Source organism: Nocardiopsis algeriensis (assembly GCF_014203695.1).
Taxonomy (GTDB): Bacteria; Actinomycetota; Actinomycetes; order Streptosporangiales; family Streptosporangiaceae; genus Nocardiopsis; species Nocardiopsis algeriensis.
In genome coordinates this window covers 249,237-271,116 of record NZ_JACHJO010000001.1, presented here as the reverse complement: position 1 = coordinate 271,116, position 21,880 = coordinate 249,237, and the positions used below count along the sequence as shown (strand labels likewise).

Genomic DNA, 21,880 nt, shown 5'->3' with positions numbered 1-21,880 from the left:
GTGTGGGTGCTGGCGCCCCGCGGCGTCGAGCCGCCGCAGGGCACGGTCGGGTGAGGGCGCGGCGGAGTGCTCCGCCGCACGCGGTCACTTCTTGGTGCCGGCCAGGGTCGGGCCCCCGGGCGTTCCGCAGGCCTTCTCCAGCAGGTACTTGCCCCGGGACGCGGGGTCGACCTCGATCGGGTAGACGCCGTCGAAGCACGCCCGGCACAGGCGCTCCTCGGGAACCCGGGTCGCGGCGATGAGCTCGTCGAGGTCGACGAAGGCCAGGCTGTCGGCATCCACCGATGCGGCGATCTCCTCCACCGACAGGTTCGCGGCGATGAGCTCGGCGCGGGTGGCGAAGTCGATGCCGTAGTAGCAGGGCCACAGCACGGGCGGGCTGGAGATGCGCACGTGCACCTCGGCCGCACCGGCGTCGCGCAGCATCCGCACCAGGGCGCGCTGGGTGTTGCCGCGCACGATCGAGTCGTCCACGACCACCAGGCGGCGGCCCTCGATGACCTCGCGCAGCGGGTTGAGCTTGAGCCGGATGCCCAGCTGGCGCAGGGTCTGGCTCGGCTGGATGAAGGTGCGGCCCACGTAGGAGTTCTTCACCAGGCCCTGGGCGAACGGGATGCCGCTGGCCTCGGCGTAGCCCACCGCGGCGGGGGTGCCGGACTCGGGCACCGGGATGACCAGGTCGGCCTCCACCGGGTGCTGCCCGGCCAGGCGGCGGCCCACCTCCACGCGGGTGGAGTTGACGTTGCGCCCGGCGATGGTGGTGTCGGGACGGGCCAGGTAGACGTACTCGAACAGGCAGCCCTTGGGCTCGGCGGGAGCGAAGCGGCGCGAGCGCACGCCGCGCTCGTCGACGGTGATCAGCTCACCCGGCTCGATCTCGCGGACGAACTCGGCACCCACGATGTCCAGGGCCGCGGTCTCGCTGGCCACGACCCAGCCCCCCGCGTCCGAGGCGCTGCCCAGGCGGCCCAGCACGAACGGGCGGATGCCCTGCGGGTCGCGTGCCGCGTAGAGGGTGTTCTCGTCCATGAACACCAGGGAGAAGGCACCCAGGACCTTCGGGAGCAGCTTCATGGCCGCTTCCTCGACGGTGCTGCCGCTGCGTGCCTCGTCGGCCAGCAGGTTGGTGAGGACCTCGGTGTCCGTGGACGCGCCTCCCCGGCTGGGGGGCAGCATCGCGGCCAGTTCCGGGGTGTTGATCAGGTTGCCGTTGTGGCCGAGGGCGAGTCCCCCCTCGCGCGCCGTGTAGAACGTCGGCTGGGCGTTCTCCCAGGTGGGGGAACCGGTGGTCGAGTAGCGGCAGTGGCCGATGGCCAGATGGCCGCGCAGCGAGTCCAGGGTCGCCTCGTTGAAGACCTGGGAGACCAGTCCCATGTCCTTGTAGACGAGGATGCGTTCGCCGTCGCTCAGCGCGATCCCCGCGGACTCCTGTCCGCGGTGCTGAAGAGCGTAGAGGCCGAAGTAGGTGAGCTTGCTGACTTCTTCGCCGGGAGCCCAGACCCCGAATACACCGCAGGCGTCCTGCGGTCCGCGTTCGAGCGGGTCGAGGTCCATGGAGAGCCGGCCGTCGGAATGCGACACGGTCACAGCTTAGTGCCTGGGGCCCGGCGAGATGCCACCCGGGGTCGGAGGGGAAGGTGTCCGGACAGGTCGGCACGGGTGCCGCTGGCCTGTACCGCGTGCTCGGCGACCGCCTGTTCCCACGCGGTGTCACCGACGGCCAGGCGCAGCCAGGTGGTGGGGTCCGTCTCCACGACGCCGGGCGGGGTGCCCCGGGTGTGACTGGGGCCCTCGACCGCCTGGACGGCACCGAAGGGCGGTACGCGCACCTCCAGGGCGCGGCCGGGGGCGCTGTCGGCGAGCATGGCCAGGCTCGCGCGCACGGCTGTCCTCACAGCGGCCCTGGGTGGCTCCCCGGCGCGCAGGACGGCCCGTGCGCAGGCGAGGACGGCCTCCTCCTCACCGTCCGGGCAGGGTTCGCCCAGGGTGTCCAGGGCTTCGCGGAGACGGCGCACGAGACTCGGTGTCAGGGAAGGCATGCCGCCAGCGTAGGACCTCCCCGCGACAGCTGTCCGGAGCCTGCGGGCGATGGCCCGGGTGAACAGGTCCGGTACTTGTGTTTACGCCGGTATTGCCGGAAAGTGGAGATCGGGAACGCCGGTGGAACTGTCTACCGGTCTCCCCTCGATCGGGTGATTCCTGTCTCATCGCACCGCTGGTCAGAGGAGGCCCGACACGGTAGCGTCCCGAAGCGTCCCGGTGTTGTTGAGATTGGGAGGATTGCGATGGAACCCGGCCCCCGGGGTGTTCCGCGCACCGACACCGCAAGATGAACAGGGGATGTCCCCGTCCGTGCCCGGCGGCGCCTGCGCCTCCGTGACGTGCCGATTCCGAAGGCCCACGCCCCTTAACATCCACCAAGGAAGACCCACCGCACCATCGGGAGAACGACGTGCGCCTGCGTTTGCGCCCGCGTGATGACAGTTACTACGAGATGTTCACCGACTCGGCGAACAACCTGGTCATCGCGGCCCGCCTTCTGGTGGAGCTGATGAGCGACGGAGCCGATCGCGAGGCCATCACCGAGAAGATGCGCGCCTGCGAGCACGCGGGTGACGACGCCACCCACGCGATCATGCGCCGACTCAACAAGGGGTCGGCGCCGCCGATCAACCGCGAGGACATCTACCAGCTGGCCTCCAACCTCGACGACGTCATGGATTCCATGGAGGCGGCCGTCGACCTCATCGGGCTCTACGGGCTGGAGCGCCTCCCCAAGGGGATCATCGACCAGATCGAGGTCCTGGAGCGCGCGGCGGAACTCACGGCGGAGGCCATGCCCCGGCTCCGCCACCTGGACGACCTCACCAGGTACTGGATCGAGATCAACCAGCTGGAGAACCAGGCGGACCGCATCTACCGCAAGCTCCTCGCCCGGCTGTTCAGCGGCGAGTACGACGCCCTCACGGTCCTGAAGCTCAAGGACGTGATCGAGGAGCTGGAGAACGCGGCCGACGCCTTCGAGCACGTGGCCAACACCGTCGAGACGATCGTGGTCAAGAACGGCTGACCCCCTCCCCCTTCCTTCCCGGAGCCGGCACCCGTGCGGGCCCAAGGTAAAGAACGGGTACAGGATCTCCCTCCTTCCAGAAAAGTTCCGCCTGCGGCACCGGTCCCCGGGTAGTCGCGCCGTGACGGTCCGCTCGCCCGAGCGGGCCGTCGCGGCATGTCGTGCGGGAGGCCTCACAGGCCTGCCGCCGGCGCACGCGAACCCGGAAAGGAGCAGCCGTGGAGGAGTCCAACCCGCTCAAGGCGGCGGTCGACAAGGTTGTCGACATGGTGACGGAGGAGGGGGACCCGGCCGCGGCGGCCCCCGGGCGCCCGTCCGTCCGGCCACCGCAGTTGGAGGAGCCCACCCGACCGCGTGAGCCGCTCCCGCCCAAGCCGGACCAGGGCAAGCCCGAGCCGTACACGGCCACCGGCCGCCCCACGGGCGGATCGGCGGAGGCCCGGTCGCAGGGCGGTGCCCACCTGACCACCGCCCAGGGGCTGCGGCTCCCCGACTCCGACCACTCCCTCAAGGCCGGCCCCCGCGGGCCGGTGCTCCTGCAGGACCACCACCTGCGGGAGAAGATCATGCACTTCGACCACGAGCGCATCCCCGAGCGCGTGGTGCACGCGCGCGGCGCCGCGGCCCACGGTGTCTTCAAGGCCTACGGGACGGCCGAGACCGTCACCAAGGCGGCCTTCCTGCGCAAGGGCGTGGAGACCCCCGTGTTCACGCGGTTCTCCACCGTGGTCGGCTCGCGGGGCTCCGCCGACACCGTGCGCGACACCCGCGGCTTCGCCACCAAGTTCTACACGTCCGAGGGCGTGTACGACCTGGTCGCGAACAACATCCCGGTGTTCTTCATCCAGGACGCCATCAAGTTCCCCGACATCATCCATGCCGCCAAGCCGCACCCGGACCGGGAGATCCCGCAGGCCCAGAGCGCGCACGACACCTTCTGGGACTTCGTCTCCCTGCACACCGAGGCCATGCACCACACGATCTGGTTCATGGCGGACCGGGGCATCCCGCGCTCCTACCGCACCATGGAGGGCTTCGGCGTCCACACCTGGCGGCTGGTCAACGACCGGGGCGAGACCAGCCTGGCGAAGTTCCACTGGAAGCCCAAGGCGGGCGTGCACTCCCTGGTGTGGGAGGAGGCGCAGATCGTCAACGGCGTGGACCCCGACTTCCACCGCCGCGACCTGGCCGACGCGATCGAGGCCGGCGCCCACCCCGAGTGGGAACTGGGCATCCAGGTCTTCCCCGACACCCCCGAGCAGACCTTCGAGGGCATCGACCTGCTCGACCCGACCAAGATCGTCCCCGAGGAGCTGGCCCCGGTCCAGCCGATCGGCCTGCTCACGCTCAACGCCAACCCGTCCAACTACTTCGCCGAGACCGAGCAGGTCGCCTTCCACCCCGGCCACCTGGTGCCCGGCATCGACGTCACCGACGATCCCCTCCTGGCGGGCCGGCTGTTCTCCTACCTCGACACCCAGCTGATCCGGCTCGGCGGTCCCAACTTCGGACAGCTGCCGATCAACCGCACGCACGCGCCCGTCAACGACATGCTGCGCGACGGCATGCACCAGACGGCCGTGCACACCGGTGTCGCCCCCTACAAGCCCAACAGCCTGGACGGGGGCTGCCCCTTCTTCGCGGGGAACGAGGAGGGGGGCTACGTCGAGGTGCCCGCACCGGTCGAGGCCTCCAGGAAGGTCCGCCAGGCTCCCGAGTCGTTCGACGACCACTTCACCCAGCCCAGGCTCTTCTGGCTCAGCCTGTCGCCGGTCGAGCGCGAACACACCATCGCCGCCTTCACCTTCGAGCTCGGCCGGTGCTACGAGGACGCGATCAAGGAGCGCACCCTGCGGGCCCTGGCCGAGATCGACCCGTACCTGTGCGAGAAGGTGGCGGACGGACTCGGCCTGCCCGCGCCCAGGGCCACGAGGGAACTCCCCTCCGTCACGCCCAGTGCCGCGATCTCGCAGGTGGGCAAGGAGTGGCCCGTCAAGGGGCGGATGGTCGGCATCGTCGCCGACGAGAACTCCGACCTCGACACGGTCCGCGCGCTCCAGGGGAAGATCTTCGAGGGCGGCATGGTCCCGATCGTCATCGCCCCGACTGGGGGCAAGCTCGGCGCGGACAGCAGCGAGCCGGTCACCGCGCAGCGCAGCTTCGCCACCGCGCGCTCCATCGAGGTCGACGCCCTGATCCTGGCGGGCGCCCCCGGCAAGGGGGAGGACGCCTACGCGACCCGTGACGCCAAGGCCTGGAGCGGGGCCGTCGACGCGCCCGTCGACCCGCGCGTCGTGCTCATGCTCACCGAGGCCTACCGCCACGCCAAGCCGCTGGGCGCCGTGCCCGCGGCCCGGCAGGCGCTCGACGCGGCGGGCATCCCCGTCGACGCCCCCGGCGTCGCCGTGGGCGACGGCGACGCCGTCCTGGCACAGGTCGTCGACCTGCTCGGCCGCCACCGCGTCTGGGACCGCTTCCCGGTCCAGGCCTGACACCCGACCGAGCGGCGGCGGACACGAAAGGCGTCCGCCGCCGCCCGGCTGCCACGGCCCTCGTGCGTGGCCGAAGATTTCCGATCACCCCACCCCGGCCAGTGATTTTTCTTCCCGTGATCTTGTACCTACGGTCAACTTCGACCGACTACGAGACGACAGCGAGACGGGGTGAAATTGACCGCAGGTACAAGATCACGGGAATGGGGCACGACTGGGGGAGGGTGCGGGTTTTTGGTCAGGTCGAATTATCCTCCCTTTTCTGACCGATTCGGTCCGGTTTCTTCTCCACTCCGACCGGAAGTGAGCCCCTGCCCCAGTTGGAAAGGTCGTGCACGACTGTGGTCAGTGGCTTTCCTTCTCGTGATCTTGTACCTGCGGTCACTTTGGCCGGCTGTGGGACGGCGGCGAGACGGGGTGAAGTTGACCGCAGGTACAAGATCACGGGAAATGAGGAGTGATCGGGGGAGCGGGGGGCTGGAATTCCTGCGCCTTGGATCCTTGCAGCCCGTCCCCGGGTGATGTCGCCAAGCTTGAGGGTCCTGCCCGGATCGGTGTGGGGCCTGCGTCCGGATACGGTGTTGCTTCCACGAGTTGACACTACTCGGAGCTGACGCGAAGTCAGCAAAAATCAATAGACAACAACTTGAAGGAGCGTGTATTTCTATTGGTGGAAGTATGGCTGCTCATCGAGCAGGTGGCCAGAGGGGTATAGGTGTTGTTGTCGTTCAAGGAAGGCATGGAAGAACTGGGAAGGAGGGTTTGCGATGGTTGTGAGGATCTTGAGAGTGGGCATGGCCGTTGGGCTGTTTATTCTCAAGCGATCAAGGATGAAAATGAGTGGCCAGGATTATTGGAGCTGGTCAAGCAAGAGCCAGATAAGGCGGTCGCTTCGTCTGTTGTCGTAAACCTGCTGGAGTTGCTTCCGGAGTCCCGGAGAGGGGATGCTGTTGCGGTTCTTCCTGCTGGGAAGATTCGCGAGAATGCCGAACTCCGGTCTCGGGAGATCTCGGTGCTCGAAGCGCTTTCTGTTGAACGCGCGGTATTTGATGAGTCGAACTTGAACATCCGGGGGTGGTCCAACTGGCTGCAGATGCGGGTTGCTGTATCGGCTAGGCGCAAAGAAATCCTTGGTGCTCTGAGTACAGCTGGATCCACGAAGCGGATTAGGAATACTGCCAAAGAAAATTTACGCCTCCTTCTCCTTTCCGGAGACCGCGACGGGCGGTAGGGCAGCATGGAGTCTTTCTCATTCTGAAGGCGCAGGCCACAGCCTCGTGCCAGCCTGCCGGGAACACCCCTGACAGCAAAAAGACCCTGGCCGCACGTGCCATGCGGGTCCACCGCAGGAGGACCCGTTCCCGATGGCGGCGCCCGGCCCCTGCGCAGCAGGCACTGCTGGTGCTGGTCCGCCTGTACAAAGGCGGGACGTTCACCCAGGTCTCGGCCAATTTCGAGGTGGGCGCCACGACCGCCTGGCGCTACGTGCTCCAGGCCACGGCCCTGCTCGCCGAGCAAGCATCCACCCTGGCTCACCGCTCTGCAAGCAGAGGGGTATTTTGATGGATAAAATAGATCCTTTTCTGGTTCTTGCTTCTGCTGTTTCTGAGGGGAGGATTTCCGCTGAAGATTTCTCCGTCGTCTGTCTTCCCTTGTTCAAGGGGGGAAGCGGTAAATTTCCCTCCGAGGGGCAGTATCAGGCTGAGAATGGTTTGTTCTATGTGGCGCACGACTTCTGTGTTGACGATGAGTGCGCGGAAGACCCCTGTATCAACGAAGACCAGGTCAGGGAAGCGGCGGGGAAGATCGCCGAGAGAATGGAAAAGCTGAAGGCGTTGGCGGAGTGATCCCCTCCACCGGCCTTGGTGAGGGCATGGCTGCCTGTCGAGCAAGCGGCCGTGAGGGGCGGTGTGACGGTGTCGCTTTCCCCGGTGCGGGTGGCCCCGGTGCCGTTCTGTGGTGGGCCCGCACGGGAGTTCGGGCAGCGCCTGCGACCTGTGCACCGTCTTGGGGACGGAAGGTTGGAGGCTTCCCGGGTGCCCGGGGCGGGCACCCGGGGGACGCCTCAGAGGCCGCTGATCGCCCGTGAGGGGGTGGTCTGCCGGGTCAGGAGGTCGCGGATGAAGGCGTAGAAGCCCTCGGCATCGATCTCCTCGACCACCGTCGCGTTGGGCTCCAGGCCGTGGACGCCCCACGACATCGCCGAGTAGCCGCGGGTGAGCTCTCCGGCGGTCTCCACGTCCACGTGGTAGCGGGAGGCCTTGCGGACCAGCTCGGGGTGGAGCAGCACGGCGGCGGTCAGCGAGTCGGGGTGGGTGGTCCCGTCGATGCCCACCCGGCGGTCGAACTCCAGCGTTGCCGCGCACACCCGAGTGAAGAACGCCGACAGCACCGTCCCGAGGCCCTCGATCTCCGACAGCCGCTCCTGGCCGAAGACGGCCTGGCGTAGCGTCAGCGGGTCCCACGGGACGACCGTGACGTCGAAGCCCGCCGCGAACACGGCCTTGGCGGCTTCGGGGTCCACGTAGAAGTTGAACTCGGCGGCGGCGGTGATGTTGCCCCGGCCGTTGTTGGACCCGCCCATGACGTACAGGGACTTGACGTTGCCGGCGAAGGAGGGGTCCTTCACCACGGCGGCGGCGATGTTGGTCAGCGGGCCGATGGCCACGATCGAGAGCTCGCCTGGGTTCTCCGCGGCCAGCCGCACGAGTGCGTCCACGGCGTGCTCGGACTCGGGGACCAGGCCCTCCTGGTCCATGGACAGCCCGCCCGAGCCGTCCCCGTGGACGTTCTCCGCGCTCACCCACTCGCGCACGAGCGGGCGGCGGCAGCCCAGGTACACGGGGACCTCGCCCAGCCGCCCGGCCGCGGAGAGGGTGAGGAAGGCGTTGCGGACCTGCTGCTCGAAGCCCACGTTCCCGGCGACCATGGTGATCGCCCGCAGGTCGGCGGCGGGGTCGAGGAGGCCGACGAGCAGGGCGACGCAGTCGTCCTGCGCGGTGTCGGTGTCGATGATGAGAGGCATGGCCCCTGTCTATCCGACCCGGGGACCCGCCGCCCCCTCCGGGACGGACGAAACGGCAGGTCCGCTTATCCGAAGCGGCCGGTGATGTAGTTCTCGGTCTCCTGCTTGTCGGGACGGGTGAAGATCTTGTTCGTCTCGCCCATCTCGACCAGCTTGCCGGGCTTGCCCGGAGCCGAGAGGTTGAAGAAGGCCGTGCGGTCCGACACCCGGGCCGCCTGCTGCATGTTGTGGGTGACGATGACGATCGTGTAGTCCTCCTTCATCTTGTGGATGAGGTCCTCGACCGCCAGCGTCGAGATCGGGTCCAGGGCCGAGCAGGGCTCGTCCATGAGCAGGACCGAGGGCTTGACCGCCGTGGCGCGCGCGATGCACAGGCGCTGCTGCTGGCCGCCGGAGAGGCCCGAACCGGGCTTGTTCAGCCGGTCCTTGACCTCCTCCCACAGGTTGGCGCCGCGCAGGGACTCCTCGACCAGGTCGTCGGCCTCGGACTTCTTCATGCGCTTGTTGTTGAGCCGGGCCCCGGCGATGACGTTGTCGTAGATCGACATCGTCGGGAACGGGTTGGCCTTCTGGAAGACCATGCCGACCTCGCTGCGGACCATGACCGGGTCCACGTCGGGGCTGTAGATGTCCATGTCGTCCAGGAGCACCTTGCCCTCGGCGCGGGCGCCCGGGGTGACCTCGTGCATCCGGTTGAGGGTGCGCAGGAAGGTGGACTTGCCGCAGCCGGACGACCCGATGAACGCCGTCACCGACCGCGGCTCGATGGTCATCGACACGTCCTCGACGGCCAGGAAGTCGCCGTAGTAGACGTGGAGACCGGAGACGTCGATTCGTTTCGCCACTGGATGTGTTCCTCGTGAAGTCTGACCCGGGTGCGGGCGTGAGCGGGTGGTCAGCGGGCCTTCGGCGCGAACAGGCGGCCGATCATGCGGGCCAGGAAGAAGAGCAGCATCACCACGATGATGAGCGTCAGGGCCGCGGCCCAGGCCCTCTCGTAGTTCACGGCGCCGCCCATGCGGACCTGCGCGTAGATGAAGACGGGGAGGCTCATCATCTGGCCGTCGAACAGGTTCCAGTTGATCGCCACCGCGGAGGTTCCGGCGGTGAGGATCAGAGGAGCCGTCTCTCCGATAACGCGGGCGATGGCGAGCATGATTCCGGTGGTGAGGCCGGCCGCGGAGGTGGGCAGCACCACCTTGGTGATGGTCCGCCACTTGGGCACGCCCAGCGCGTAGGAGGCCTCGCGCAGGTCCTGGGGGACGAGCCGCAGCATCTCCTCGCTGGAGCGCACCACCACCGGGATCATCAGCACGGACAGGGAGATCGCGCCCGCGGCCCCGTTGGTCACGCCCGGGCCGAACAGGATCATCCACAGCGCCACGACGAACAGGCCGGCGACGATCGACGGGATGCCCGTCATCACGTCGACGAAGAACATGATCGTCTTCTTCATGCGGCCCCGGGCGTACTCCACCAGGTACACGGCCGTCATGACGCCGATCGGGACCGAGATGAGCGTGGCCATGCCGGTGATCGCCAGGGTGCCGACGATCGCGTGGTAGACGCCGCCGGCGTCCATGCTCGGCAGGACGCCGTTCATCGACACGCTCAGGAAGTAGCCGTCGAAGCGATCCAGGCCGTAGCCCAGCACGGTCCACAGCACCGACACCAGCGGCAGCATCGCCAGGACGAAGCAGCCGTAGACGAGGGTGGTGACCAGCCGGTCCTTGGCCTTGCGGCCGCCCTCGACGCCGGCCGAGACGGCGACGACGACGATCGCGTAGGAGGCCGCGGTCAGCAGGCCCCAGACGACGAGGCCGAACGAGGAGAAGGCCAGCAGGATCCCGGCGACGACGGCGGCGCACGCCGCCAGGAGGGCGGCGGGGAAGTGCCGGTGCAGGGAGCCGCGGCGGAGCTCCCGCTCGGTGGCGGGAGGCTGCGTGGTCGTGCTCATCGTGACTCCTTGCTCCCGCGCGCCACGATGTAGCGGGCGCCCATGTTGACGACCAGGGTGATCGCGAACAGGACCAGGCCCGCGGCGATCAGTGCGGACACTCCGTAGCCGGTGGCCTCGGGGTACTGGAGCGCGATGTGCGCGGCGATGGTCTGGTTGCCGCTCTGGAGCAGGTTCCAGGAGATGGCCAGCGAGGGCGACAGGATCATGGCGACGGCCATCGTCTCGCCCAGGGCCCGGCCCAGGCCGAGCATGGCGCCGCCGACGATGCCCGAGCGGCCGAAGGGCAGCACCGCCAGCCGGATCATCTCCCAGCGGGTGGCGCCCATGGCCAGGGCGGCCTCCCGGTGCCCCTGCGGGACCTGGTGGAACACGTCGCGGGACATGGCGGTGATGATCGGCAGGACCATGACGGCCAGCACGATGCCCGCGGTGAGGATCGTGCGCGCGGAGGTGGAGGCGGGGCCCGCGAACAGCGGGATCCAGCCCAGGTGGCGGGCCGCCGCGCTGTAGACGGGCACCAGCTGCGGGGCGAGGAACCCGATGCCCCACAGGCCGTAGACGACACTGGGGATCGCCGCGAGCAGGTCCACCAGGTAGCCGAGCACGGCGGCGAGCCTGCGGGGCGCGTAGAAGACGATGAAGAGGGAGATCCCGATCGCGACAGGCGTGGCCAGCAGCAGGGCGATGGCCGCGGCGAGCACCGTGCCGAAGGCCAGTGCCGCGACACCGAAGGAGGGGTTCTCCCGGACGTTGGGGTCCCAGCCCGTCTCGAGGAAGAAGTTCGCCGTGTTGGCGCGCAGCGACGGCCATGCCTGGATCACCAGGAAGGCGGCCACTCCGGCGAGGATCACCAGGATGAGGATGCCCGAGCCTCGGGCGAGCCCGGCGAAAACGGTGTCGCCGATCCGGCGCTTGCCCCGGGGCGGTGTCCCCGCCTCGGGCGCGTCCGTCATCGTCATGGATTGGCTCCGGTTCGGAATGGGTGCAGTGCCGGCCGCCCGCCCCGGAGGGCGGGCCTCGGACCCGGACGGGTACGGCTCCTGATCAGGGGGTTACCCCGAGGGAGATGGTCGCGACCGTCGAACGCGGAGCGGTCGCGATGCGCCGAATGCGAAGGTAGGGCCACTAAGTGACCAGATGTCCCAACAAAGATGAACAGGAGGTGAATGGAGCATCGCACTGCTGTGGCGGTAAGGAGTTCTGCCGATGAATGTGACGAGGCGCACGAGCCGGACCCGCTCAGACGGTCGGGGCGTACATCACATCGGTGTCCCACATGCCGAACCCCAGCGACTCGTACATCCGCACCGCGGCCGTGTTGTCCCCGTCCACGTACAGGTGGACCCAGGGCAGGCCGAGGTCGCGCAGGTGGCGCAGCCCCATGAGGGTCAGGGCGCGGCCCAGGCCGGTGCCCTGCCAGTCCGGATCGACCCCCACCACGTACACCTCGCCGACCGGCTCGCCGTCGGTGAGCCCGGCGCCGTCCGCGTGCACCTTGGTCCAGTGGAACGCGGCCACCTTCCCGTCCGCGGTGACGGCGAGGAAGAAGCCCTGCGGGTCGAACCAGTCCTCGGCCTCACGCTGGAGCAGGTCGTCCAGGTCGAGCTGGCCCTGCTCGGGGTGGTCGGCGAACGCGCGGGCGTTCGCGGCCAGCCACGCCTCCTCGTCCTGGCCCACCGTGAACGGGCGCAGCCGCACCCGCTCCGAGGTCTCGGGGCGCAGCCGCGGCTCGGGCAGTTCGGGCGCCCGCCACGGGCCGCCCGGCACGTCCTCGGGGATGTCGTGCAGCGGCATCCGCATCTTGTGGAGCTCGCGGACGGCGGTCCAGCCGCCGGCCTCCGCCACCGCGACCGCCTGCGGGGTGCGCCCGTGCGCCCACACGCGGACCCCGCCCGGGCCGGCGTCCGCCCGGACGGAGCGCAGCAGGGCGGTGCCGTGGCCGCGCCGCCGGTGGTCGGGGCCGACGACGACCTCTCCCGAGTCGGGTTCGCCCTCGACGCGCTCGACGAAGGCGAAGCCGACCACGCGGCCGTCCTCGACGGCGGTGTGGAAGCGGCTGCTGCCGGAGGGCGCGCCGTGCCGGACCCTGAGCAGCGTGTGCTCCGACAGCGGTGCGACCCCGTCGGCTCTTCGTGCGTCCTCTGCGAGTGCCAGGACCTGGGCGGCCGTGTCGGAGTCCAGGTCCTCGGTGACGTTCGGAGTGCTCATGGCCCGACAGCCTATGCCGCGGCGGTCCCCGGACCCTGTCCCGACTCCCCGCTCGGGCGTGCCGCCGGGTCAGCCCTTGCGGCGCCTGCCCTGGTAACCGCTGCCGAGGCGGATCCTTCGGGTGGGTGCCATCGGGGCGGCCAGCAGCAGCATGAGCAGGAAGGCGGCGAGCAGGATCGCGGGAGCCATGTTCGGCCCCATGTCGGTGTGGCCGGCCGCGACCTCGGTCTCCTCCGCCCCCTCGTCGGAGGGGGTGACCAGAGGCAGGTCGGCCAGGTCCTCGGCCGTGCCGGAGGTGAGCGGCGGCAGGTCGGCCTCGCCCTGGGGGAGGGTGGGGATCCGGGAATCACCGGTGGGGACGTCGCTCACCCCGCCCGTGGGGCCGCCCGGGCGCACCGGGGTCCCGGTGCCCGACGGGCTGCGGCCGCCGGAGGCGCCTCCCCTGTGCTCCGAGGGGGTGCTCGGCGATCCGGTGGCGGTGGGCGAGGGCCGCTCCGTCTGCTCCGGCCGGTCGGAGGGGGAGGGGGTGGGCCTCGGGCTGGGATCCTCCGGGGACGAGGGGCTGGGGGAAGGCTCCTTGGTGGGGGGATCGGAGGGCTCCGGGCTGGGATCCTCCGTCGGTTCCTCGGTGGGCTCCTCCGTGGGCTCCTCGGTGGGTTCCTCCGTGGGCTCTTCCGTCGGCTCCTCGGTCGGCTCCTCGGTCGGTTCCTCCGTCGGGTCGGGGGAGGGGGCGGCGACCGACACGTTCCACACCGCCGCCGCGGTGGCGGTGTCGCCGGGATCGGCGCACCCCTCCTCCGTCTCCGAGAGCACGTAGGCCAGGGCGGCCGTGACCGCGACGGACGCGTCGGCGGCACCGCCGACCGCGATGCCGGAGGCCGCCTCGCCGGGCGCCAGCCACCGCGCGGTGAAGCCCTCGGCGGTGAAGCCGCTGTCGACGTCCATCGAGACCAGGCAGACGCCGAGGTCGCCGTGGTTGGTGACGGTCAGGCCGTTGGCGGGCAGGGCCTCGCCGGGGGCGATCGTGTCGTGGGACCGCGTGAAGGAGAGGTCCACCGGCCCCTCGGCGGCGGGAGCGGCGTGGGCCGGGGAGATCACGGCGATCAGGGTGGACCCGACGAAGGCCGCACCCAGCAGCGTTCCGAGGCGCCGGCCGGGAGCGGGCGGGGTGTCCGCGGCGTCTGTGGACATCGGGGCGGGTCTCCTCCGGGGGGCACAACTCTGGGATCGCACCCGGCTTCGGTGAGTACGCCGCGCCTGCTGTTCCCGAGCCGGAGTGCCTTCCAGATCTTAGGCCCTTCCGCCGCCGAAAACGAGACCGGAACCGGGGTTTTCTCACGCTCGTGACACGTGCCGCGACCCTCCGGATACCCCGGCGCCCGGACCGCCCGGTACCCGCGGGTACCGGGCGGGGCGTCCCGGGCCCGTCAGGTGCCGCTCGTCTCCGGGGTGCGGCCGGCCTCCTCGGCGGGGAGCGCCTGGTTCCTGTTCGACGTGTCGGGCACGAAGCGGTAGCCCACGTTGCGCACGGTCCCGATGAGGGACTCGTACTCCGTTCCCAGCTTGGCGCGCAGGCGCCGTACGTGGACGTCGATGGTGCGCGTGCCGCCGAAGTAGTCGTAGCCCCACACCTCCTGGAGCAGCTGGGCCCGGGTGAAGACCCGCCCCGGGTGCTGGGCCAGGAACTTGAGGAGCTCGAACTCCTTGAAGGTGAGGTCGAGGATGCGGCCGCGCACCCGTGCCGTGTAGGTGGCCTCGTCGATGACGAGGTCGCCGCGGCGGATCTCGTCGGGGTCGTCCGACCCGGCGCCGGCGGATCCCACGGCCAGCCGCAGCCGGGCCTCCAGCTCGGCCGGGCCCGCGGTGGCCAGGACGAAGTCGTCGATCTGCCAGTCGGGTGTCAGAGCGGCGACACCGCCCTCGGTGAGGACCGCGAGCAGGGGGCAGTCCAGCCCGGTGGTGTCCAGGAGGCGGCAGAAGTTGCGTGCCGAGGCGAGGTCGGTGCGGGCGTCGACGAGAATGGCGTCGGCCGGCGTTCCGGCCCTTCCGCCCGCGCCGGGGGTGAGCAGTGCCCCGGCCTCGGCGGGTGCGACCCGCACCGAGTGCAGGAGGAGTCCGAGGGCGGGTAGTACGTGGTCGGACGGTTCGTTCGAGTTCGTGAGTAGCAGCAGATGGCTCATACGTCTCTTCTCGTCCTCCGCACTGATGCGGCCGAGCGAAGGCCCCGTTGCCCCCGTGAACAATTGTTTTCTTGTCGCCTCCGAGCAATACCAAGGATAATCAGCAGATGGTGAAGTGCACTATCAGGTACTGGGCCGCGGCCAAGGAGGCCGCGGGAACCGCCGAGGAGAGCGTCGATGCCGCGACCTTGGCCGACGCGCTCGACACGGCGCGCCGCCTCCACCCCGGCGACCGTTTCCACCGGGTGCTGGGGATGTCCTCCTTCCTGCTGGACGGCAACCCCGTGGGCCACCGGGAACACGGCGGAATCCCGGTCACCGAGGGAACCGTGATCGAGGTCCTGCCCCCCTTCGCCGGCGGATGAGAAACCGCAAGGTCCGTGGAATCCGGAGGAGACATGACCGAGAACCCCGAATGGGCCGGACGGGCCAGGGTCGTCGTGCTGGGAAAAGAGGGATGCCACCTCTGTGAGGACGCCTGGGGCGTCGTCACGCGGGTCGCCGACGACCTCGGGGCGAGCCGTGCCGAGGTGATGCTCGGCGAGGTCGGGGAGGCCGAACGGGAGGAGTACTGGGACAAGATCCCGGTCACCTTCGTCGACGGCCGCAGGCACGACTTCTGGAGGGTGGACGAGGGGCGCCTGCGCGAGGCGCTCGGTGCCCGCCTGTGAATCCGTGAGCCCGGCATCACACGGCCCCCCACTTTGTGCACCCTTTCACAAGCCCGTAATCTAAGGTGTCCGGCTTTCCCCGGGGCGCCGGCGGCCACGGCTCCTCGGCGGGCCGCGCCGCCGTCCCGGGGCAGCCCCCGTTCCGCCCCGCGATGCCCAGGAGCACCCGCCTGTGACCAGTCGAACGCCCAGGCCCCGGGAAAGAGGGATCCCGGAGGCCACCGTCGCCCGGCTCCCCGTCTACCTGCGCGCCCTGCAGGCGCTCCAGGAACGGGGAACCCCCACGGTCTCGTCCGAGGCCCTGGCCGAGGCGGCGGGGGTGAACTCGGCCAAGCTCCGCAAGGATCTGTCCCATCTGGGCTCCTACGGGACACGCGGTGTGGGCTATGAGGTGGAGCACCTCGTCCACCAGATCTCGCGTGAACTTGGTCTCACCCAGGACTGGGCCGTGGCCATCGTCGGTATCGGCAACCTGGGGCGCGCTCTGGCCAACTACGGGGGTTTCGGGACCCGCGGCTTCCGGATCGAGGCCCTGCTCGACGCCGACCCGGCGATGGTCGGACAGCGGGTCGCATCCCTGGAGGTAGGGCATATTGACAGTCTGGAAGAGGTTGTCGGTTCCAGAGGTGTCTCCATCGGGGTCATCACCACTCCCGCAGAGGCCGCGCAGGCGGTCGCGACCCGATTCGTCGAAGCAGGGGTCGGAAGCATCTTGAACTTCGCCCCCGTCGTGCTCAATGTGCCGGACGGGGTCGATGTGCGTAAGGTCGACTTGTCCATCGAACTCCAGATCCTCGCCTTCCACGCGCAGCGCAGGGCCGCCGGGGACGGACAGGTCGCGGCGGCGCCGGGACTGGAACTGACATGAGACGAGCAGGGGCGGAAGCAGGAGCACACCGCCTTTCGGGGGGTCGCGCACAGAGACCGGGGGCCCTGTCCGAGCATGGAGAGACGCTGAGTAGTGCCTGCATAGGAGAATGCGGATGAGTGTCCTGGCCGTGGGGTTGAGCCATCGCAGTTCGCCGGTGGCGCTGCTCGAACGTGTCGCGCTGAACGCCGAGATGCGCGTCAAGACGGTCGAGGAGATGCTCGGCACGGAGGCGGTCAACGAGGCCATGGTGGTCTCCACCTGCAACCGCACGGAGGTCTACGCCGACGTCGAGACCTTCCACGGCGGCGTCGCCGCCATCACGGAACTTCTCTCCTGGCACACCGGCGTCCCCCTCGGCGAGCTCTCCGAGCACATGTACGTGCACTACGAGGACCGTGCCGTCCAGCACCTGTTCTCCGTCACCTGCGGGCTCGACTCCATGGTCCTCGGCGAGGGCCAGATCCTCGGCCAGGTCCGCGACGCCCTCAAGGAGGGGCAGGAGCGCGGTTTCGTCGGCCGTGTCCTCAACGACCTGGGCCAGCGCGCCCTGCGCGTGGGCAAGCGCGCCCACACCGAGACCCACCTGGACCACGCGGGCGCCGACATGGTGAGCTTCGGTCTCACCGTGGCCATGGACGGCCTGGGCCTGGGCCCGACGGGCGGCCGGGAGACCACCGCCGACCAGACCGTGCCCGCGGTGGGCGCCACGCCCCCGGCCGGCTGCCCGATGTCCGCCGAGCCCGGCGACACCGGCTCCGCGCCGCTGGCCCGTGCCACCGAGGGGCCGCTCGACGGTGTCCGCGTCCTCGTTCTCGGCGCGGGCTCCATGAGCGCGCTGTCCGCCAACACCGTCGCCCGCCAGGGCGCCTCCACCGTGGTCGTCGCCAACCGGACCCGCGAGCGCGCCGAACGCCTCGCCGAGTGCCTCACCGAGGCCTACGACAGCGTCTCCTCCCGGACCGTCCCCTTCGACGAGGCCGCGTCCGCCCTGCCCGACGCCGACCTCGTCATCTCCTGCACCGGAGCGCAGGGGCTGGTCCTCACGGCCGACGAGGTGGCCGGCGCCACCGAGGGCCGTACCACCCCCCTCGTCTTCCTGGACCTGGCGCTGCCCCGCGACATCGACCCCGCCGTCCGCGACCTGCCGGGCGTGCAACTCGTCGACATCGAGGACATGCGCCGGGCCGCGGCCACCGGGGACACCGGTGAGGGCCGCGCCGGAGCGCTCACCCTCGTCCGCGAGATCGTGGACGAAGAGGTCGCCGAGTTCCGCGCGGTCCGCCGCGTCAACCAGGTCACGCCCACCGTCGTCGCCCTGCGCGCCCAGGCGCAGCAGGTCGTGGAGGCGGAGCTCTCGCGCCTCCACGGGCGCCTGCCCGACGACCTCGACGACCGCACCCGCGAGGAGATCACCCGCGCCATGCGCCGCGTCGCCGACAAGCTCCTGCACAGACCCACCGTGCGCGTCAAGGAGCTGGCCGCGGACCCGGACGGGGGCTCCTACGAAGCTGCACTGCGGCGACTGTTCGACCTCGACACCACGACGGCGGCACAGGCCGCCCAGGAGAAGGCATGACCGCCACCACAAGGCCGGCCAGGCTCGGCACCCGGCGCAGCAACATGGCCACCAGCCAGTCCCAGATGGTCGCCGACACCATCACCGAGCGCACCGGCCAGGCCATCGAGCTGGAGCTCATCACCAGCTTCGGCGACGTGACCCGCGCCCACCTGACCCAGCTCGGCGGCACCGGCGTGTTCGTCAACGCCCTGCGCGACGCGCTGCTGGAGGACAGGATCGACTTCGCCGTCCACTCGCTCAAGGACCTGCCCACCACGCCCGCCGACGGGCTCGTCCTGGCAGCCGTCACCGAGCGGGACGACCCGCGCGACGCCCTGTGCGCCCGCGACGGCCTCAAGTTCGCCGACCTGCCCGCCGGCTCCAAGGTCGGAACCGGTTCGCCGCGCCGCGTCGCCCAGCTCTCCATCCTGCGCCCCGACCTGGTCTACGTCCCCATCCGGGGCAACGCCGAGACCCGTCTGGGCAAGGTCGCCTCCGGCGAGCTCGACGCCGTCGTCCTGGCCTACGCGGGACTCGGCCGCGTGGGCAGGCTGGACGACGTCACCGACGTCTTCGAGCCCGAGCAGATGCTGCCCGCCCCCGGCCAGGGCGCCCTGGCGGTCGAGTGCCGCACCGAGCGCCGGGACGGGGACCTCGCCTACCTCGCCTCCGTCGACCACCCGGGCACCCGCGCCGCCGTCACCGCGGAGCGGACCGTCCTGGCCGAGCTCGAAGCCGGCTGCGCCGCTCCCGTCGGCGCCTACGCCGAGTACGACGGCGAGGCCGGCACCCTCCGGCTGCGGGCCGTGGTCGCGGCCACCGACGGCAGCGAGTCCGTGCGCCGCGAGCGCACCGTGGCCCTGGCCTCGGCCGGGGACCTCGACACGGCCGCCGCGCTCGGCCGCGACCTCGCCCAGCAGATGATCGCCGAGGGTGCCGACCGCATCGTCGCCGAAGCCTTCGAGGAACGGGACACGCCCTGAGTCCCCGCAGAGGAGCCAGTAAGTGAACGCCAACGCCAGTTCCCAGGACCGGCACGCCTCCGCGCGTGCGGGACACGTCGCCCTGGTCGGAGCCGGTCCGGGCGGCGCCGACCTGCTGACCCTGCGCGGCGCCGAGCTGCTGCGCCTCGCCGACGTGGTCGTCACCCTGCGGGAACCCGATGCCGAGGAACTCGCCGGCTTCCGCGCCGAGTTCCTCGCCCTCTGCTCCGAGGACGTCTCCGTGGTCGAGGCCGAGGGGTGCGGCAGCGACGTCAACTCGCTCGTCCTCGCCCGGGCCCGCGAGGGCCTGCGCGTGGTCCGCCTCTACTCCGGGGACCCGTTCTTCGGCTGCCGCGGCGCCGACCTCGTGGCCGCCTGCCACGAGGCGGAGATCGAGGTCGAGGTGGCCCCCGGCGTCTCCTCGGCCACCGCCGCGGCGACCTTCGCGGGCATCCCGCTCCTGGGCGACGCGGGTGCGGAGGTGCGCATCCTCGACGCCCGCTCGCGCGGCGGGGACGAGATCGACTGGCACGAGGCCGCGGCCGGCGGCGCCACCCTGGTCGTCCTGGGCGCCGACGCCCCCGCCGAGGCGGATCCCGAGCACCGCGGCCCCGGCTTCGACGTCCTGTGCAAGGCCCTGGTCGCCGGGGGCCGTCCGGCGACGACACCCGTCTCGGTGGTCCGCGCCGGCGGCACCACCCGCCAGACCACCGTCACCTCCACCCTGGCCCGCCTGGTCGCCGACCTCAAGGCCAAGGACGCCAAGGGGCACCACGTGACCGCGCCCGCGACGATGATCGTCGGCCCGGCCGCCGCCCGCCAGCCCGAGCTGTCCTGGTACGAGAGCAGGCCGCTGTTCGGCTGGCGCGTCCTGGTGCCCCGCACCAAGGAGCAGGCCGCGGCCCTCTCCGACCAGCTGCGCGCCCACGGGGCGGTCCCCGAGGAGGTGCCGACGATCTCCGTGGAGCCGCCGCGCACCCCGCAGCAGATGGAGCGCGCCGTCCGCGGGCTGGTCACCGGCCGCTACCAGTGGGTGGCCTTCACCTCCGTCAACGCGGTCAAGGCCATACGCGAACGCCTGGAGTCCTACGGCCTGGACGCCCGCGCGTTCGCCGGGGTCAAGGTCGCCGTCGTGGGCGAGGCCACCGCGCAGGCGGTCCGCGACTTCGGGATCGAGCCCGACCTCTCCCCGCCGGAGGAGGCCCAGTCCGGCGCCGGACTGGTGTCGGTCTGGCCGCCCTACGACGCGGAGATCGACCCCATCGAGCGGGTGCTGCTGCCGCGTGCCGACATCGCCACCGAGACCCTGTCCACCGGGGTGACCAACCTCGGCTGGGAGGTCGACGACGTCACCGCCTATCGGACCGTGCGCGCGGCGCCGCCGCCCGCCCCCGTCCGAGAGGCGATCAAGGGCGGCGGCTTCGACGCGGTGCTGTTCACGTCCTCCTCCACGGTGCGCAACCTGGTGGGGATCGCGGGCAAGCCGCACAACACCACCGTCATCGCCGTGATCGGCCCGGAGACGGAGAAGACCGCCATCGAGTTCGGCCTGCGCGTCGACGTGGCGGCGCCCAAGGCCTCCGTATCGGCCCTCGCGGAGGCTCTGGCGGAGTACGGTGCTGCCAAGCGCCGTGAGGCGATCGAGGCGGGCAAGCCCGTCCTCAAGCCGAGCCAGAAGCGCCGCGGCCGCCGCCGCAAGCTCTGACCGAGCCCGTCCGTACACACCAGGAGCCCGAAGTGACCGCCAGCAGCCACGACGCCGCCTTTCCCGTCGCCCGGCCGCGCCGCCTGCGCCGAGGCGCCGCGCTGCGCCGCCTGGTCGCCGAGACGCGGGTCCTGCCGGAGAACCTCGTCCTGCCGGTGTTCGTCAAGGAGGGGATCGACGCGCCCGTGCCGATCTCCTCCATGCCGGGCCAGGTGCAGCACACCCGGGACAGCCTGCGCAAGGCGGCAGCCGAGGCGGCCGCCGCCGGCGTGGGCGGGCTCATGGTGTTCGGGATTCCCGCGCACAAGGATGAGCGGGGCTCGGCCGCCGACGACCCCGAGGGGATCGTCCAGGCGGCCCTGCGCGACCTGTCCTCGGAGGTCGGCGACGACCTCGTGGTCATGGCCGACCTGTGCCTGTGCGAGTACACCTCGCACGGCCACTGCGGCCCGCTGGAGACCGGCGGCCACGTGGACAACGACCTCACCCTGGAGCGCTACGCGTCCATCGCCGCCGCGCAGGCCGAGGCGGGCGCCGCCGTGGTGGCGCCCAGCGGCATGATGGACGGCCAGGTCGCGGCGATCCGCGCCGGGCTGGACGGAGCAGGTTTCCCCCAGGTGCCGATCCTGGCCTACGCCGCCAAGTACGCCTCGTCCTTCTACGGCCCCTTCCGGGAGGCCGCGGAGGGCGCGCCCCAGTTCGGGGACCGCTCCGGCTACCAGCAGGACCCCGCCAACGTCCGGGAGTCGCTGCGCGAGGTGGCCCTGGACGTCGCCGAGGGCGCCGACATGGTGATGGTCAAGCCCGGCTTGGCCTACCTCGACGTCGTCGCGAAGGTCGCCGAGATCTCGCCGGTTCCCGTCTCGGCCTATCAGGTCAGCGGTGAGTACGCGATGATCGAGGCGGCGGCGGAGCGCGGCTGGATCGACCGGGAGAAGGCGATCCTGGAGACCCTGACCTCCTACCGGCGGGCCGGGGCCGAGCAGATCCTCACCTACTGGGCCACCGAGGCCGCGCGCCTGCTGCGCTAGCAGGGCCCCGTCCCGGTCGCGGCCGCCGGGGGACGGGACAGAAGGCCGCACCTGTTCCGGACCGATGGGGAGGACTCCCTTGGCAGAGGTGTTGTATCGGCGCAAACGGCGTCCGGCGGCGGCTGC

The 21,880-nt window shown here is 70.6% G+C and carries 21 protein-coding genes; 12 read left to right on the top strand and 9 right to left on the bottom strand.

The annotated features are described in order from the left end of the window. Nucleotides 1–84: 84 nt before the first annotated feature. Both purF and FHS13_RS01255 read right to left on the bottom strand, forming a co-directional pair. Nucleotides 85–1,581 (bottom strand): amidophosphoribosyltransferase, encoded by a 1,497-nt coding sequence (gene purF / locus FHS13_RS01260; RefSeq protein ID WP_184286031.1) that lies wholly within the window; start codon nt 1,579–1,581, stop codon nt 85–87. A 2-nt stretch (nt 1,582–1,583) separates the two neighbouring features. After that, entirely contained in the window at nt 1,584–2,039 is a 456-nt protein-coding gene (locus FHS13_RS01255) for a sterol carrier family protein (protein WP_184286028.1), read from the bottom strand. Between the two features lie 413 nt (nt 2,040–2,452). Between FHS13_RS01255 and FHS13_RS01250 the strand changes: the two genes are divergently transcribed. From FHS13_RS01250 to FHS13_RS01230, 5 genes are all read left to right on the top strand, one after another. After that, entirely contained in the window at nt 2,453–3,070 is a 618-nt protein-coding gene (locus tag FHS13_RS01250; RefSeq protein WP_184286025.1) for a DUF47 family protein, read from the top strand. Nucleotides 3,071–3,288: 218 nt separating this feature from the next. After that, a complete protein-coding gene (locus FHS13_RS01245) occupies nt 3,289–5,562 on the top strand; it encodes a catalase (RefSeq protein ID WP_343064858.1) in 2,274 nt (757 codons plus the stop codon). Between the two features lie 739 nt (nt 5,563–6,301). Beyond that, nucleotides 6,302–6,793, top strand: a complete 492-nt coding sequence (locus FHS13_RS01240) for a hypothetical protein (protein ID WP_184286022.1) — start codon at nt 6,302–6,304, stop codon at nt 6,791–6,793. A 101-nt stretch (nt 6,794–6,894) separates the two neighbouring features. Then, nucleotides 6,895–7,125, top strand: a complete 231-nt coding sequence (locus tag FHS13_RS01235; protein ID WP_246404274.1) for a transposase family protein — start codon at nt 6,895–6,897, stop codon at nt 7,123–7,125. Next, a complete protein-coding gene (locus FHS13_RS01230; RefSeq protein ID WP_184286017.1) occupies nt 7,125–7,409 on the top strand; it encodes a hypothetical protein in 285 nt (94 codons plus the stop codon). The genes FHS13_RS01235 and FHS13_RS01230 overlap by 1 nt, the downstream gene beginning before the upstream one ends. Before the next feature lie 218 nt (nt 7,410–7,627). Here the strand turns inward: FHS13_RS01230 and FHS13_RS01225 are convergent, their stop codons facing one another. The 7 genes from FHS13_RS01225 to FHS13_RS01195 form a co-directional block, all read right to left on the bottom strand. Beyond that, nucleotides 7,628–8,587 (bottom strand): nucleoside hydrolase, encoded by a 960-nt coding sequence (locus FHS13_RS01225; protein WP_184286013.1) that lies wholly within the window; start codon nt 8,585–8,587, stop codon nt 7,628–7,630. Nucleotides 8,588–8,652: 65 nt separating this feature from the next. Next, complete coding sequence (gene pstB, locus FHS13_RS01220; RefSeq protein WP_184286010.1) at nt 8,653–9,432, bottom strand: phosphate ABC transporter ATP-binding protein PstB; 780 nt, start codon at nt 9,430–9,432, stop codon at nt 8,653–8,655. Nucleotides 9,433–9,482: 50 nt separating this feature from the next. Further along, the gene (gene pstA, locus FHS13_RS01215) at nt 9,483–10,544 is read right to left on the bottom strand and encodes a phosphate ABC transporter permease PstA (RefSeq protein ID WP_184286007.1); all 1,062 of its coding nucleotides are present in this window, start codon (nt 10,542–10,544) and stop codon (nt 9,483–9,485) included. Further along, nucleotides 10,541–11,506 (bottom strand): phosphate ABC transporter permease subunit PstC, encoded by a 966-nt coding sequence (gene pstC / locus FHS13_RS01210; RefSeq protein ID WP_184286003.1) that lies wholly within the window; start codon nt 11,504–11,506, stop codon nt 10,541–10,543. The genes pstA and pstC overlap by 4 nt, the downstream gene beginning before the upstream one ends. A gap of 280 nt (nt 11,507–11,786) precedes the next feature. Beyond that, nucleotides 11,787–12,755, bottom strand: a complete 969-nt coding sequence (gene mshD, locus FHS13_RS01205; protein WP_184286000.1) for a mycothiol synthase — start codon at nt 12,753–12,755, stop codon at nt 11,787–11,789. Between the two features lie 69 nt (nt 12,756–12,824). Then, a complete protein-coding gene (locus FHS13_RS01200; RefSeq protein ID WP_184285997.1) occupies nt 12,825–13,946 on the bottom strand; it encodes a PT domain-containing protein in 1,122 nt (373 codons plus the stop codon). A 236-nt stretch (nt 13,947–14,182) separates the two neighbouring features. Next, nucleotides 14,183–14,935: a winged helix-turn-helix transcriptional regulator gene (locus tag FHS13_RS01195; RefSeq protein WP_184285994.1), complete on the bottom strand. Its 753-nt coding sequence runs from the start codon at nt 14,933–14,935 to the stop codon at nt 14,183–14,185. Nucleotides 14,936–15,042: 107 nt separating this feature from the next. On the opposite strand from FHS13_RS01195, the gene FHS13_RS01190 reads away from it, so the two are divergent. From FHS13_RS01190 to hemB, 7 genes are all read left to right on the top strand, one after another. Continuing rightward, a complete protein-coding gene (locus tag FHS13_RS01190) occupies nt 15,043–15,300 on the top strand; it encodes a MoaD/ThiS family protein (protein ID WP_184285991.1) in 258 nt (85 codons plus the stop codon). A 33-nt stretch (nt 15,301–15,333) separates the two neighbouring features. Beyond that, nucleotides 15,334–15,606: a glutaredoxin family protein gene (locus FHS13_RS01185; protein WP_184285988.1), complete on the top strand. Its 273-nt coding sequence runs from the start codon at nt 15,334–15,336 to the stop codon at nt 15,604–15,606. A gap of 172 nt (nt 15,607–15,778) precedes the next feature. Continuing rightward, entirely contained in the window at nt 15,779–16,474 is a 696-nt protein-coding gene (locus tag FHS13_RS01180; protein WP_184285986.1) for a redox-sensing transcriptional repressor Rex, read from the top strand. Between the two features lie 115 nt (nt 16,475–16,589). Beyond that, on the top strand, nt 16,590–18,053 hold the full coding sequence (locus FHS13_RS01175; RefSeq protein ID WP_184285983.1) for a glutamyl-tRNA reductase: 1,464 nt from the start codon (nt 16,590–16,592) through the stop codon (nt 18,051–18,053). After that, the gene (hemC, locus tag FHS13_RS01170) at nt 18,050–19,018 is read left to right on the top strand and encodes a hydroxymethylbilane synthase (protein WP_184285980.1); all 969 of its coding nucleotides are present in this window, start codon (nt 18,050–18,052) and stop codon (nt 19,016–19,018) included. Before FHS13_RS01175 ends, hemC begins: the two co-directional genes overlap by 4 nt. A gap of 22 nt (nt 19,019–19,040) precedes the next feature. Further along, nucleotides 19,041–20,723, top strand: coding sequence for a uroporphyrinogen-III synthase (locus FHS13_RS01165; RefSeq protein WP_184285977.1), 1,683 nt, complete (start codon nt 19,041–19,043; stop codon nt 20,721–20,723). Nucleotides 20,724–20,755: 32 nt separating this feature from the next. Beyond that, entirely contained in the window at nt 20,756–21,754 is a 999-nt protein-coding gene (gene hemB, locus FHS13_RS01160; RefSeq protein ID WP_184285974.1) for a porphobilinogen synthase, read from the top strand. The last annotated feature ends 126 nt before the right edge of the window (nt 21,755–21,880 follow it).

Coding starts and splice junctions, on each gene's coding strand:
- FHS13_RS01230 (WP_184286017.1), top strand. CDS start 7,125: ATGGATAAAATAGATCCTTTTCTGGTTCTTGCTTCTGCTGTTTCTGAG.
- FHS13_RS01255 (WP_184286028.1), bottom strand. CDS start 2,039: ATGCCTTCCCTGACACCGAGTCTCGTGCGCCGTCTCCGCGAAGCCCTG.
- FHS13_RS01195 (WP_184285994.1), bottom strand. CDS start 14,935: ATGAGCCATCTGCTGCTACTCACGAACTCGAACGAACCGTCCGACCAC.
- pstA (WP_184286007.1), bottom strand. CDS start 10,544: ATGAGCACGACCACGCAGCCTCCCGCCACCGAGCGGGAGCTCCGCCGC.
- FHS13_RS01225 (WP_184286013.1), bottom strand. CDS start 8,587: ATGCCTCTCATCATCGACACCGACACCGCGCAGGACGACTGCGTCGCC.
- FHS13_RS01175 (WP_184285983.1), top strand. CDS start 16,590: ATGAGTGTCCTGGCCGTGGGGTTGAGCCATCGCAGTTCGCCGGTGGCG.
- mshD (WP_184286000.1), bottom strand. CDS start 12,755: ATGAGCACTCCGAACGTCACCGAGGACCTGGACTCCGACACGGCCGCC.
- pstC (WP_184286003.1), bottom strand. CDS start 11,506: ATGACGATGACGGACGCGCCCGAGGCGGGGACACCGCCCCGGGGCAAG.
- FHS13_RS01190 (WP_184285991.1), top strand. CDS start 15,043: ATGGTGAAGTGCACTATCAGGTACTGGGCCGCGGCCAAGGAGGCCGCG.
- hemC (WP_184285980.1), top strand. CDS start 18,050: ATGACCGCCACCACAAGGCCGGCCAGGCTCGGCACCCGGCGCAGCAAC.
- FHS13_RS01240 (WP_184286022.1), top strand. CDS start 6,302: ATGGAAGAACTGGGAAGGAGGGTTTGCGATGGTTGTGAGGATCTTGAG.
- FHS13_RS01200 (WP_184285997.1), bottom strand. CDS start 13,946: ATGTCCACAGACGCCGCGGACACCCCGCCCGCTCCCGGCCGGCGCCTC.
- FHS13_RS01185 (WP_184285988.1), top strand. CDS start 15,334: ATGACCGAGAACCCCGAATGGGCCGGACGGGCCAGGGTCGTCGTGCTG.
- FHS13_RS01235 (WP_246404274.1), top strand. CDS start 6,895: ATGCGGGTCCACCGCAGGAGGACCCGTTCCCGATGGCGGCGCCCGGCC.